General features: G+C 36.9%; 11 protein-coding genes and 1 pseudogene. All 12 read left to right on the plus strand.

The window, feature by feature from the left end; all coding sequences use genetic code 11:
- Positions 1 to 18: 18 nt before the first annotated feature.
- Positions 19 to 3,039 (plus strand): glycosyltransferase, encoded by a 3,021-nt coding sequence (locus ACAN54_RS16835; RefSeq protein WP_379157443.1) that lies wholly within the window; start codon positions 19 to 21, stop codon positions 3,037 to 3,039.
- A 6-nt stretch (positions 3,040 to 3,045) separates the two neighbouring features.
- Positions 3,046 to 4,305 carry a rhamnosyltransferase WsaF family glycosyltransferase gene (locus ACAN54_RS16840; protein ID WP_379157446.1) on the plus strand — a complete coding sequence of 420 codons (1,260 nt, stop codon included), beginning with the start codon at positions 3,046 to 3,048 and terminating at the stop codon, positions 4,303 to 4,305.
- 35 nt (positions 4,306 to 4,340) lie between these two features.
- On the plus strand, positions 4,341 to 6,089 hold the full coding sequence (locus ACAN54_RS16845; RefSeq protein WP_379157449.1) for a hypothetical protein: 1,749 nt from the start codon (positions 4,341 to 4,343) through the stop codon (positions 6,087 to 6,089).
- A 12-nt stretch (positions 6,090 to 6,101) separates the two neighbouring features.
- Entirely contained in the window at positions 6,102 to 6,485 is a 384-nt protein-coding gene (locus ACAN54_RS16850) for a GtrA family protein (RefSeq protein ID WP_379157452.1), read from the plus strand.
- Positions 6,486 to 6,496: 11 nt separating this feature from the next.
- Positions 6,497 to 8,062 (plus strand): lipopolysaccharide biosynthesis protein RfbH, encoded by a 1,566-nt coding sequence (rfbH, locus tag ACAN54_RS16855; RefSeq protein ID WP_379157455.1) that lies wholly within the window; start codon positions 6,497 to 6,499, stop codon positions 8,060 to 8,062.
- Between the two features lie 16 nt (positions 8,063 to 8,078).
- Positions 8,079 to 8,873, plus strand: coding sequence for a glucose-1-phosphate cytidylyltransferase (gene rfbF / locus ACAN54_RS16860; protein WP_379157458.1), 795 nt, complete (start codon positions 8,079 to 8,081; stop codon positions 8,871 to 8,873).
- Positions 8,873 to 9,943 (plus strand): CDP-glucose 4,6-dehydratase, encoded by a 1,071-nt coding sequence (rfbG, locus tag ACAN54_RS16865; protein WP_379157551.1) that lies wholly within the window; start codon positions 8,873 to 8,875, stop codon positions 9,941 to 9,943. Before rfbF ends, rfbG begins: the two co-directional genes overlap by 1 nt.
- Positions 9,944 to 9,956: 13 nt before the next feature.
- Complete coding sequence (locus ACAN54_RS16870) at positions 9,957 to 11,723, plus strand: thiamine pyrophosphate-binding protein (protein WP_379157461.1); 1,767 nt, start codon at positions 9,957 to 9,959, stop codon at positions 11,721 to 11,723.
- Between the two features lie 13 nt (positions 11,724 to 11,736).
- Entirely contained in the window at positions 11,737 to 12,699 is a 963-nt protein-coding gene (locus tag ACAN54_RS16875; RefSeq protein ID WP_379157464.1) for an NAD-dependent epimerase/dehydratase family protein, read from the plus strand.
- On the plus strand, positions 12,686 to 13,615 hold the full coding sequence (locus ACAN54_RS16880) for a glycosyltransferase family 2 protein (protein WP_379157467.1): 930 nt from the start codon (positions 12,686 to 12,688) through the stop codon (positions 13,613 to 13,615). The genes ACAN54_RS16875 and ACAN54_RS16880 overlap by 14 nt, the downstream gene beginning before the upstream one ends.
- Before the next feature lie 17 nt (positions 13,616 to 13,632).
- Positions 13,633 to 13,809 (plus strand): annotated as a pseudogene (locus ACAN54_RS16885) (dTDP-4-dehydrorhamnose 3,5-epimerase family protein); the annotation flags it as partial.
- A 76-nt stretch (positions 13,810 to 13,885) separates the two neighbouring features.
- Positions 13,886 to 14,908: a dTDP-glucose 4,6-dehydratase gene (rfbB, locus tag ACAN54_RS16890; protein ID WP_379157470.1), complete on the plus strand. Its 1,023-nt coding sequence runs from the start codon at positions 13,886 to 13,888 to the stop codon at positions 14,906 to 14,908.

The following is a 14,908-nucleotide window of genomic DNA, read 5'->3' on the forward strand; positions in this document are numbered from 1 at the left end:
GAATTGGAGTTGTTAATGATGATAGTACCATTTGACCAATATCAAAGATATATGCACGCTGCGGATATAATAAACACGGTTCGGGAAAACGGAGAAGTGTTTACTGTCTTGGAAGTTGGGGCCAATGAACACAAAAACTTGGAGCGGTTTCTTCATAATGATAGAGTTACGTACTTAGATATTGTTGTTCCAGAGCATTTGAAACAAGATCCTTCATATATTGAAGGGGATGCAACTAATATGCCATTTGAGGATAATCAATTTGACTTTATTATAGCGCTTGATGTATTCGAGCATATTAGTGACCCGCTCAGAGGGGCATTCGTTTCTGAATTAATGAGAGTTTCAAAAAATGGATTCATTCTTGCAGCTCCTTTTAATACACGAGGAGTTGAAGAGTCCGAAATTAGAGCTAATAAATTTTTTGAAACTATGTATGGCTTTAACTATCAATGGCTCGAAGAACATCGGGAAAATGGATTGCCTGACATTAAGATGCTGACAGATTTTCTTGCTGCTAAACAGTGGCCATATCTCAATTTCTCACATGGAAGTCTTAATGTATGGGAGAAAATGATCAAAATTCACTTTTTAGCTGCGGGTAGATCTTCACTTTATGAATACAGAGCAACCATTGACGATTACTATAACAACTATATTTATAACAACGATTACGGAGATTCTAACTATCGGAATTTCTTTTTTGTCACCCAAAAACAAAATAAGTTAGAAAAGGCAAGACTATTTATTACTGGACGCAGCAAGCAAGGTGTAACTTCATCGGCATTTGAAAAACTCTGTCAACTTGAGCAGGACTTGGTTGTATTAAGTAATTATGATTTGACTCATAAAGAATATATGACTAAAAATGAAGGATTGCTTCAAAAAGACCAAGAACTGAATAATGTTAATCATGAGTTGGGAATTCAGGCGCAAAAAGTGCTGGAATTAAAAGAAGAAGTATTGAGGCTTAACATTGAAACGGAAGGGCTACTTCATAAATTAAAAGAACTGGAACATCTGAATACTGCTTTAAAGGCTGAAAAGGAAAGTAATGAAGTGCAATTCGCTACGAGTATTAATTCTACGCATGAAGAGATTAATATGCTGCAAACAGAGCTAGGAACCTTACAACAAACATTAACAGATAGAGATAGTTATATTTATCAGCTGGAACAGATCTCTCAGCAACTTAGAATTAAAAATAGAATTAAAAAACTAGTTCCTAAAGTAGTCCGTTCAAAGGCTAGACTTAGTTTATCGATAATGAAAAAATTGAAAAACAATCCATCGCTAGCCAAGAAAGGTATTCAGGAAATTCGCCATAGTGGCTTGAAGTCGCTAAATAATAAAATTCAATCTGTGGTGACTGTTGAAGAACTAACCTCTAACTATATGTCTCAGGAGATTAGTGATGAAGAGTTTCAAACAATGAAAGCCGAAATAGAACAGTTTTATAATAAACCTCTAATCTCTATTGTAATTCCTGTTTATAATGTAGAGCCTAAATGGTTAGACATAGCTATCGAATCTGTTAAAAATCAACTATACCCCAATTGGGAAATATGTATTGTAGATGATTGCTCCACGAATACAGAAACTGTAAATTATTTGAATAAATTACAAGATTCCCGTATCAACATTGTTCATCTAGAGGAAAACTCTGGAATTTCCAATGCCTCTAACAAGGCTGTTTCTATAGGAGAGGGAGAGTACATTGCACTACTGGATAACGATGATGAAATTGCTTCTAACGCTTTGTTTGAAGTAGTTAAAGCGATTAATGAGTATCAAGCCGATATTTTATATTCAGACGAGGATAAAGTAGACATACATGGTAATAAAAAAAATCCATTGCATAAACCTGGATGGTCACCTGATCTATTAAGATCACAAATGTATATCGGGCATTTTCTTGTATTCTCAAGAGAATTATTTAATAAAGCCGGTGGTTTCCGGACTGAGTTTAATGGTAGTCAAGATTATGATTTGGTATTGAGGATGAGTGAAATTACTAATAAAATTCATCACATTCCAAAAGTGCTTTATTCGTGGAGAGAGCTTGAAACGTCTACAGCAGCAAATCCATATTCCAAGCCGTACGCACATACTGCTGGCTTAGCAGCATTAAATGAACATTTAGCAAGAGTGTTTGGTAAGATGAATGCGTATGCCACCGAAGATGAACATCTCTTTGTATATGACAGTCGATATAGAGTCGAGCCTGTGAAAGTGAGTATTATTATTCCTACTAAGGACAAGGTTGAATTGTTAGAGCCGTGTGTCTCAAGTATTCTTCAAAAGACAAGCTATCCAGATTATGAAATTCTCATTATTAATAATAACTCTGTAGAAAAAGAAACGTTTGATTGGTTCGAACAGCAAAAGACTAGACCTGCTGTGCGTATCATTGATGCGAATTATGAGTTCAATTGGTCTAAACTTAACAATCACGGTATAAGAGAGGCTTCGGGGGAAGTATACGTATTCCTGAATAACGATACCTTAATTATAAGTGAGGATTGGCTGCAACGCTTAATGGAGAAAGCTCAGCGTGAGGATGTAGGGACAGTAGGAGGGCTACTGCTTTATGAGGATAATACAATTCAACATGCTGGTGTTGTAATAGGTTTAGGGGGATGGGCAGACCATATCTTTAAAAGTATGAAACCTAATCACTTTGGGTCACCATACATATCACCAATGGTTACTCGGAATGTAACAGCGTCCACAGGAGCTTGCCTTGCTATATCCAAAAAAACGTTGGATAAAATCGGATTATTTAATGAGAATTTTATTATTTGTGGAAGTGATGTTGAGATTTCCTTGCGTGCTCTTGAACATGGATTGGTCAATATCTATGATCCACATGTTAGATTGTTCCATTTGGAGTCCAAATCAAGGTCATCATATATTCCACCGATTGACTTTGAACTGTCAAAGTTTTTCTATGGGCCTTATCTGGAAAAGGGAGACCCATATTATAATAAGAACCTAAGTTTAAGAAGCCTAGCACCAAAGTTAGCTCAAGGAGAATGATGAAATATGTCCAGGTTTATTGAGTATATTGCTAGAAAGGCAAAAAATAACAAGACAATAAAGAAGGCCTACCAGTCTACAGTAAGCTCTTATTTAAACACACATATTGGAGAGATAACACCCTTTAATGCCAGAGCTTCCGAGAACAGTGGGAGAAGGCTCAACTTATTAGTCCCATCTATAAACCAAGAGCATTTATTTGGTGGAATTTCTACTGCTCTCCAATTTTTTAATGAATTATACAAAATGGAAGGTGGATCACAACGCCGGATTATTACAACAGATGCTGCACCCAGCGATGAGGATTTACTCAAATTCTCAGATTATATGCTTATACCATCTGAAGATGACTTAATAGAAAACTCATATATTGTTCCTTTCAATGATCGGTACAATAAAACAATGCCAATCGGGAAAGAGGATCTGTTTATTGCTACCTCATGGTGGACGGCGTATTTTGCTCAGCGAATCGTGAAGTGGCAGGCAGAGTATTATGGGCAGAAGCCTAAAAAGATTATTTATTTTATTCAGGATTTTGAACCAGGCTTTTATGCGTGGTCTAGCCAATATTCATTGGCATTAAGCACCTATCAATACTCAGGGGAGCAAATTGCTGTATTTAACTCGAGCTTGTTAAAGGATTTTTTTAATAATAAGGGCTTTAAGTTTACAGAAGAATATTATTTTGAACCCCGCCTTAATTCATCTTTGAAGAAATATTTGGTTCCCTTTGAGATGATGAACAAGAAAAAGAAGATACTTGTTTATGGTAGACCTTCGGTTGCTAGAAATGCATTTTCTATAATTATAGAAATGCTTCGAGTCTGGGTGTGGATTCAGCCCAATCCTATGGAATGGGAGATTATTTCTGCTGGTGAACAGCACAACGATATAGATATCGGCAATGGAGTGATTATCAAATCTAAAGGAAAAATGTCACTGGATGATTATGCGAATGAATTAAAAGAAAGTGCAATAGGAATATCATTGATGATTTCGCCTCATCCTAGTTATCCACCATTAGAAATGGCTCATTTTGGAATGCTAGTTCTTACGAATTCTTATGAGAATAAGAATTTGTCGAAATTGCATGGGAATATCCATTCGGTGGATAATGTTAGCCCGGACTCCTTAGCTAAGGAGCTTACGGTTTTATGCTCAAAATTTACAAACGATAGATTAGTTGGTAATTGTCATGGTATAGAAACCTATTTAGATGACAGTAAACATTTTGACTTTTTAGAGCATTTAAAAGGGGAATTATAAGCGTTAATCATATAGGTCACTATGGGGGGATTCATTTGCTAGAGAGGTTAAATTCAAATGAAAAATTAAAATTGTTTTTATTTTTTATAATGAGTTTTACTCTATTGTTACTGTATCATAGAAATGCAGCTTTTATGGATGAAGCAGATAACTTACTTGGCGCTTTAAATATTGCTAATGGGTCAGATATATATAAAGGCTATTTCTCACAACATACTCCATTTGTTTATTATTTCATGTCTGTTTTTTCAATCGTTGGTGTAAGAGATTATGAAACATTTCGGTTATGCATGAGTATAGTTATTTTGTTGACTTGGGTTTTTATGTATTATCGCTATTCTACATACATTGGGAAGAAATCTCTGCTCATATTTATGTTGCTATATGCACTAACATTAAATATTACATGGGGATACATGATTCTTAGTGATGTCTTCCAAGGATATGCAGTATTAATTTTATTATTCGAAGTGCTTATCTTTCAAAAGCAAAAAACGTTAACGTTAAAAAGTATGATGGTTATATCAATATGTATTTTCATCTCAACTATGTCAGCCTTTGTTAGTGTATACCCTGTTTTTTTTATTGCTCTATTATTTTCATATAATGTCTTTACATTACCAGTTAAAGAAATACGCACAAGGATTAAAGAATATAGTACATTAATTATGATCATAGTCATTCCATTTCTTATTTTAATTATTTGGTATTTAGCCACAGGGAATCTCAAGAATTTTTATGAGCAGGCATACGAGATGAATCGTACTTATTATAGTAAGTACTTAGGTGGATTTGGTAGTAGTGCGATAGATCTCTTTAAAAGTACTCCATTAAACTGGACTGGTCATATAAAAAATTATTTACTAACTATTAATAAAGACTCAATTTTTAACTCCTTGTTGGTTATATTCAACTTACTTTTTGTGTGTGTTCAATTTAAGAAAAGTAAAGTAAGTGGTGTGATTTTCTTTTTCTTTATAGGGTTTACTGGAATGAGAGGGTATACGGATTTTCACTCTTTAAATTACTATATAATTTCATTTTTCTGTGCCTCTTATGTTATTGAGTACTATTTTATAAGGTTTGATGAGATATCCGAGCTTAAGAGAATGGGAATGAAAGTCCTAGTTTTCCTGCTGTTTCTTGTTTCCATAAATAGCTATATCCCTAATGCTGGTCTAAATATTTTTAAGGGAAAGGGGATTTTAGCACAGAATATATATTATGATTCATATATCCAAGAACTCACAAATGAGAATGATCCAGTATGGATAACTAATCTCACAACCCAATCTTATATAAATAATCATAGGAAACCAGCGTCAAGGGTGTCTACCCTAGTTCCATGGTTTTATGACGCATACAAAACAGAAATGCTTAATGACTTGGAAAGAAATAAACCCAAATTAATTATCTTTGAAAAGGATAATGAGGTTTGGGGACATGTCTACTCGGAATTTGCACCTGCAATACTAGAATATATTAATAATTATTATCAATGTCTAAACGAATACGATTCCACTGAAAAAAATATATACGTAAAAAAAGAAAACTATAAAGCAATCAGTGAGAAGCTCTGGCCTGAGACAGCTAAGTTGGAGGAAGGCAAACTTGTTTCGAATCAATCTCGCATTTTTTTAATTGAAAAGGGTTTGAAACGACATATTGCAAGTCCGGATGTATTCTCCGAGAAAGGATATGATTGGAATTCCATTGTTCCAGTCAATGATGAAACAATCTCAAAAATCAAAACAGGGCCAGAAATTTCTAGCTTAAGCAAGTAAAAGAGGTGGTTTATGAGTACTCAAACATTTCGTTTTGTTATTGTTGGAATCTTAAATACAATTGTTGGTTTTGGTGTTTATGCAATCTATCTTCATATTATTAATAACAACTATTTGCAGGCATTGATTGCTTCTCATATTATTGGTGTGGCCCATAGTTATTTTTGGAATAACAAGTGGACTTTTCAACAAAAAAGCTATAATACTAGAAGCGCAATAAAGTTTATATCAGTATACGCTGTTACTTTCTTTGTCAATTTATTTCTATTAACTTTATTAGTTGATACAATAGGAATGAATAAGTTAATAGCTCAAGCGATAGCTCTTTTTCTAACAACATTGATTAGTTTTTTTGGTCACAAATACTGGAGTTTTAGAACCTCCAAAAATTCATAAGGGGTGTAGTAATGTTAAAGCAAGGCCTAATTGTATTAGTCAAAAAATCCGGTGAATATGCTTTGATTTCTTCTAATGTGAGAGGAGACCAAGTTGAGGTTTACAATCTTTCCCCAAATCTTCCCGATGGATTTTCAGAAAAGTATAACTTCGTAGTTACACACGGGGATTTAACGGAAAAATTATATTTAGATACTCGTGTTAAAACAAATATTTCTGAGGAGAATATCACTCCATTTGCCGAAATCAATAAAACTGATTTTGAGAAAATAATCAGACTCGATATATTATCTAAAGTTGAAAATTACTACGAGCTATTTCATTCTGATAGAAACAAAGATTTTGATCCTGAAGCAACCCAAGTATCCTATGGAGGTCGTGTATACGACGAAAAAGAAATGAGAAGCTTGGTGGACTCCTCACTAGACTTTTGGCTAACCGCTGGTCGATATAACAAACAATTTGAAAAGGAATATGCTGAGTTCCTAGGCGTTAGATACGCACTTCTGACTAACTCTGGTTCCTCTGCTAACCTTCTAGCATTTTCCGCTTTAACCTCTCCGAAGCTGAAGGATCGTCAGATCAAACCGGGAGATGAAGTAATCACAGTAGCTGCTGGTTTTCCTACAACTGTAACGCCTATTGTACAAAATGGTGCTGTCCCTGTATTTATCGACGTGGAATTAGGCACTTACAACATTATTGTAGATCGTATTGAAGAAGCAATTACACCAAAGACCAAGGCTATCATGGTTGCACATACAATGGGTAATCCATTTGAACTGGACAAGGTTATGGAAATCGCTGCGAAGTATAATCTATGGGTAGTTGAAGATAACTGCGACGCGCTTGGCTCTAAATTTAACGGTAAATTAACTGGTACACACGGGCACATCGGTACATCAAGTTTTTATCCTCCACATCATATGACTATGGGTGAAGGTGGGGCAGTATATACTAATAACGCTCTGCTCAAATCAATCATAGAGTCTTTCAGAGACTGGGGTAGAGATTGCTGGTGTCCATCCGGTTGTGATAATACATGTAATAAACGCTTTGGATGGGAATTGGGATCCTTGCCTTACGGATATGACCATAAATATACTTACTCTCATATTGGCTACAATTTACGAGTTACAGAGATGCAGGCAGCTATCGGTGTAGAGCAACTTAAAAAAGTTCCTACCTTTACTCAAGCACGCAAAGATAATTTTAATCGTTTATATGAAGGGTTGAAGGATTTGGGAGAACACTTTATTCTTCCGAGAGCTACTGAAAATTCAGATCCAAGTTGGTTCGGTTTTATGTTAACTGTACAGGATGGCGCGAAATTTACGAAAAATGAGATCGTTGAGTATTTAGAAGTTAATCGTATTCAGACACGCATGTTGTTTGCTGGTAACTTAACTCGTCAACCAGCCTTCCATAATGTGAATTATAGAATAAGTGGCGATCTCAAGAATACTGATAAAATCATGCATGATACATTCTTGGTGGGAGTATATCCTGGATTAACCAAAGAGAAAATAGACTACGTGGTTAGTAAGATCAGAAGCTTTGTGTTAGATAAAAAATAGTTCGGAGGCTAATGAAATGAAGGTAGTTATTCTTGCAGGTGGATATGGAACACGGATCAGCGAAGAATCTCATCTCAGACCGAAGCCTATGATTGAAATTGGGCAGAAACCTATTTTATGGCACATTATGAAGTTATATTCTCATTATGGATTTAATGATTTTGTCATTTGCCTTGGATATAAAGGATTTTATATAAAGGAATATTTTGCACATTATTTCTTACATGAGTCGGATGTTACATTCGATTTCACAAGCGATAACCAATTGGTTACACATACTCATACTGCTGAACCGTGGAAGGTAACTCTGGTAAATACAGGTGTCGATACAATGACAGGAGGAAGAGTTAAAAGAATACAAAAATACATTGGAAACGAACCATTTATGCTGACTTACGGCGATGGTGTTTCCGATGTGAATATATCTGAATTAGTTAAGCAACATGAATTGCATGGGCGTATGGCAACAGTAACTACAGTACAACCAAGTGGAAGATTCGGAGCACTGGATATTACGGCGAATAATGAAGTTAAAGGTTTTCAAGAGAAGCCAAAAGGTGATGGATCTTGGATCAATGCAGGCTTCTTCGTATTACAGCCTGAAGTATTCAATTACATTTCTGGTGATGAGACCTTTTTTGAAAAGGAACCACTGGAAGGTTTGGCGCGTGATGGTGAGCTGTTTGGTTACAAACATGAAGGATTCTGGCAACCAATGGATACGTTGCGGGATAAAAATCATTTGGAAGATCTGTGGAGCAGTGGGAAGGCCCCTTGGAAAACTTGGGATACAAAGTCGGTGAATGTGTAATGATTAATAAATCTTTTTGGAATGGTAAGAAAGTTTTTTTAACTGGTCATACGGGATTCAAAGGTTCTTGGTTATGTATGTGGCTGAAGTCAATGGGAGCAGAGGTTACGGGGTACGCATTAGAACCTGCTACTTCTCCTAGTTTATTCGAGTTGTGTAATATAAAAACCTTATTAAAGAATAATGTGATAGGTGACATTAGAGACGGTCAACAATTAAATGCGGCCATGCAGTTAGCTCAACCAGAAATAGTGATTCATATGGCTGCACAACCATTAGTAAGAGAATCATATAGAAGTCCAGTCGAAACCTATGAAGTTAATGTCATGGGGACGATAAATTTACTGGAAGCAGTTAGAAATTGTGAAAGTGTTGTTTCAGTCGTAAACGTTACAACTGATAAATGCTATGAGAATAAAGAGTGGCACTGGGGCTATAGAGAAAATGAGCCGTTGGGTGGATATGATCCATATTCAAGCAGTAAGGCTTGCTCTGAGCTAGTTACCAGCGCTTACCGGAGTTCTTTTTTGAACAACCTAATAGGCGGCAGAAGGATCGCTGTTGCATCAGCAAGAGCTGGAAATGTGATTGGCGGTGGTGATTGGGCAGCAGATCGTCTTGTGCCAGATAGTATACGATCTATTCTTAATGATCAAAAGATTACTATACGTAACCCCCACTCCATTAGACCGTGGCAGCATGTTCTTGAACCATTGAGTGGATATTTATTACTAGCAGAAAACTTATTTAATCAAGGTGAAAAATTCGCAAGTGCCTGGAATTTCGGTCCAGCTGATGATGATGCTAAACCTGTTGAATGGATTGTGCAGGAAATCTGCCGGAAGTGGACCGGAGCAAGTTATGAAGTAGATACCAGCTCCCAGCCTCATGAAGCACAATATCTTAAGTTGGATTGTTCAAAAGCTAATGCTGAGTTGAAGTGGCACCCACGTTGGAACCTGGAACAAGCAATTGACAAAATCATTGAATTTACAATTGCCTATAAAGAAGGGAATAGCATAGTTGACGTCTGTGCGAGACAAATTGAAGAGTATCAACAGTCTATATAAGGAGTGAATCTACTTGAAGTTATCAGACTACGTAATAGACTGTCTCAAGGAACAAGGAGTATCTCATGTATTTGAATTTATCGGGGGAGCAATTGTTCACTTGCTGGACTCTGTCTCGTTCAGAGATGATATGGAATGTGTTTCTGTACGCCATGAACAAGCAGGTGCTTTTGCGGCTGAGGCTTACGCAAGGATGAATGGGAAACTTGGAGTGGCTATGGCAACAAGCGGTCCTGGTGCCTTGAATTTGCTTACTGGCATTGGAAGTTGCTTCTTCGATTCAGTTCCATGCCTGTTTATTACAGGACAAGTGAATACCTATGAGTATAAGTTCGACAGACCTGTAAGACAAATTGGTTTTCAGGAGACGGATATTGTTAGTGTAGCAGAATCATTGACCAAGTATGCTGTTATGGTGACAGATCCCACTCTAATAAGATATGAGTTGGAAAAGGCGATTTATCTTGCACAAAACGGTCGTCCTGGTCCGGTGCTGCTAGATATTCCAATGAATATCCAAAGAGCGCATATTGAACCCGAGACTTTAGTTAGTTTTTTCGATAGTCAGGAATATAAAGTGATTTCAAGGGATTCACATATTGATGACTCGATTATCGCAGATATTATCAGCATGTTAAGCGAAGCCAAGAGACCACTAATTCTAGCAGGTGGTGGGGTTAGAGTAAGTAATTCTACAGACCAGTTATCTCGGTTCATAGAAAAAACAGGAATACCCATAGTTAGTTCTTTAATGGGGTTAGATGTGATTTCACATGACAATCCATTGTATTCAGGATTAATAGGTTCATATGGTAATAGATACAGCAATCTCGTTCTTGCTAACTGTGATTTACTGCTTATCTTGGGCTCAAGGCTTGATAGCAGACAGACAGGAACCCGACCGGATACTTTTGGACGTGGAGCTAAAAAGATACATGTTGATATTGACTATAATGAACTAAACAGTAAGGTGGAGGCTACTCTTGCTGTAAAGGCAAACTTAAATGATTTCTTAGAGAGAATAAACTACGAACTGGCAGGATTTGATAAACCAGATATCACTGAATGGTTGAATACGATTGAGCAATTGAAAGGTCGCTATCCTACTTATTCATTTAGTCCTGAAGGGAATGAAATTGAACCCAATCATTTCATGGAACTTCTGTCATCGAAATCAGATGAATTTGGTGCAATCTGCCTAGATGTTGGACAACATCAAATGTGGGCATCTCAATCTTTTAAATTATCACATTCCCAAAGATTGCTGAATTCAGGCGGTATGGGAGCCATGGGTTTTGCTATACCAGCAGCAATAGGTGCTGCGTTAGCAACTGGTGATGAGACCTTAGTCATTGCTGGAGATGGTGGATTTCAGTTGAATATTCAAGAACTAGATACAATTGTGCGGTTGAATCTTCCCATCAAGATAGTAGTTATGAATAATAGCTCATTAGGAATGGTGAGACAATTCCAAGATCTATACTTTGAGGGTAGACAACAATCAACAGTAAATCCGAATCCTTCATTTATTAATATCGTTAGAGCATATGCAATCCCAGCATTTCTGATGAAATCAATGGATGATCTGCAGGAACTTGAGAGTTTTCTGAATACAGAAGGACCTGCTTTTATCGAAGTAATATTAGAGAAAAAGACTGAAGTTCATCCTAAGCTTGTTGTAAACAGACCGATTGAAGATATGTACCCTTATCTAGATCGAGAAGAGTTGAAAAAGATAATGTTAGTCGATCTTGTAGATGAAATGGATATCCCTAACTAAAGGAGCTCTGGAAGTGTTAAATAAGAAGCTTTTGAATATCGCTATATTGGGATCTACAGGTCATATTGCTAAAAACTTAGTAATCGGTCTTTCAACTACAAACGATTATCAATTGTATTTGTTCGCTCGTTCTAAGGAGAAGCTTACTTCTTTTTTAGATGAGAATAAAATCACAGAACGTGTCCATTTGTGCGAATACGGACAGTTTGAAGAAGCGGCTGTTTACGATGTTATTATTAATTGTATAGGCATAGGAAACCCGCAAGATTTGATCTATAATCCATTCAATGTATTTCAAATTACCGAACAATACGACAATCGGATTCTGCAATATTTGCAAACTATGCCTACTACTAGGTACATCAATCTTAGTAGTGGGGCTGCTTATGGATCTGAATTTGAACTGCCTGCAACAAGCCATAAACATTTGAATTTGAATATAAATAATTTATCTGTCAAAGATTATTATGGCATATCTAAGTTGAATATGGAGGCCAAGCATAGAAGTCTGAAAAACTTAAAAATAGTAGATCTTCGGGTATTTGGCTTTTTTAGTGCTTACATTGATTTGAAATCGAGGTTTCTAGTAACTGACATAATTGAACATATTCAGACAGGGGAAATACTACATACCTCATCAGAGAATATCAAAAGAGATTATGTACATCCAGATGATTTTCTTCGATTAGTGGAGTTTTGCTTTGATGAGAATATACAAAATAATGTATATGACGTATATTCCTTACAGCCAGCAACAAAATTTGAGATCCTGGATTATTTTGCGGATGAGCATGGTTTAAAATACGAAATTATAACAAATGCTGGAAATGATTCTATAACAGGCTCAAAGACCAATTATTATTCTTTATATAATAATGCTCTAACCATAGGCTATCAACCTTACTATACCTCTTTACAAAGTGTTAAGTCAGGTTACCAACAATTTAGAATGAGGAATAACAATGAGAAAAATTAGCATAGTAACGCCTTGCTATAATGAAGAAGAAAATGTCCGCGAACTTTATATTCAAGTAAAGTCTGTTTTTTCGGAGATGCCAGGTTATATTTATGATCATATTTTTATTGATAATGCTTCAACAGATAACACGGTAGCTATTTTAAAAGAAATAGCCAAGGATGATCAAAATGCTAAAATAATTGTAAATTCTCGTAACTTTGGACATATTCGTTCTCCCTACCATGCTTTGTTGCAAGCAGATGGAGACGCTGTAATACTGTTAGTTGCAGATCTGCAAGATCCTCCAGGAATGATTAAGGATTTTGTAGCTAAGTGGGAAGAGGGTTTCAAAGTAGTGCTTGGGGTTAAGACTGAAAGCCATGAGAGCAAAGCAATGTTTGCAATAAGAAAAATGTATTATAATTTTATTAATAGAGTATCGGAGATAGAGCTAACCAAAAACAATACTGGTTTTGGGCTGTACGATAAGCAAATTATTAGTATTCTAAAAGAAGTAGATGATCCATATCCGTATTTTAGGGGATTGATTTCTGATATTGGTTTTGAAAGCTATAAAATTGAATACACTCAACCCGTAAGAAAACGTGGTATAACAAAGAACAACTTCTATACTCTTTATGATATTGCAATGCTTGGCATTACAAATCATTCCAAGATTCCTTTGCGGCTAGCAGCTATGCTAGGGTTTACTATGTCTGCGTTGAGTTTAATCGTAGCTATAGTTTATTTAATTGCAAAATTAATTTTCTGGAATTACTTTTCAATGGGAACTGCTCCTCTTATTATAGGGCTGTTTTTATTTTCTTCCGTTCAGTTATTTTTTATAGGGATTATTGGAGAGTATATTGGATCTATTCATACTCAAGTCTTAAAAAGACCTTTGGTTGTTGAGAAAGAGCGTATTAATTTTTAAACATTAAAGGATTTTGAATACCGAACACCCAAGTCTTATACAAAGTGGACGAATATTATTCCCCTGAGAATGACCGCGGCATATTATGGAGTGATCCGGCGCTTGGCATTGATTGGCCGACGTCTGCTCCTGTGTTGTCGGATAAAGACCAGCGCCATCCGCTATTAAAGGATGCGGAGTTAAACTTTGATTAATACTAATTGTGCATAATCGCTTCCGGGCGGAAGTGGTTCATACATCATTACTTCTAGGAAAAAGGTGGGTACACAAATGAAACTGCTTGTTACCGGCGGAGCCGGATTCATCGGCAGCAACTTCGTAATATACATGCTGCAGCAGCACCCGAATTACAAGATCATCAATGTTGACGCTTTGACATACGCTGGCAATCTGGAGAATTTGAAATCCGTGGAAGGCCATCCGAACTATACGTTTGTTAAGGCGGATATTACTGATGTGGCGGCGATGGATTCGCTGATTGGCCAAGGCGTTGACGTTGTGGTCAACTTTGCAGCGGAGTCACATGTGGACCGGAGTATTCTGGAACCGGAAGTATTTGTGAAGACGAATGTACTGGGTACGCAAGTGCTCCTGGACGCGGCTAAAAAGTACAGTATTACGAAGTTCGTTCAGGTATCTACGGATGAGGTATACGGATCGCTTGGAGCTACCGGGTTATTTACGGAAGAGACTCCACTAACTCCAAACAGCCCTTACTCGGCAAGTAAAGCGGGCGGGGATTTATTGGTACGTGCTTACCATGAGACATTTGGACTGCCGGTAAATATCACCCGCTGCTCCAACAACTATGGTCCCTATCAATTCCCTGAAAAGCTTATTCCGCTAATGATTTCACGAGCACTTGCGGATCAGGCGTTGCCGGTCTATGGCGATGGAATGAATATCCGTGACTGGCTGTATGTTGAGGATCATTGCAGTGCCATTGATCTGGTCATTCATGAAGGTGTGAATGGTGAAGTGTATAATATTGGCGGGAACAATGAGCGCACGAATGTTCATATTGTAAACACAGTGCTACAGGAACTGGGCAAACCGGATTCACTGATCACTTATGTTCAAGATCGTCCTGGCCATGACCGCCGCTACGGCATCGATCCTACCAAAATCACAAGAGATCTGGGCTGGAAGCCTAAGCATACTTTTGAGACGGGGATTAAGGAAACGATACAGTGGTATCTGAATAACCAGGAATGGTGGACCCGTATCCAATCGGGGGAATACCAGAAATATGCCGCGCTCCAGTACGGCAGCCGTCTGGGGGATTCTCTGTAA

Source organism: Paenibacillus diazotrophicus (assembly GCF_042610465.1).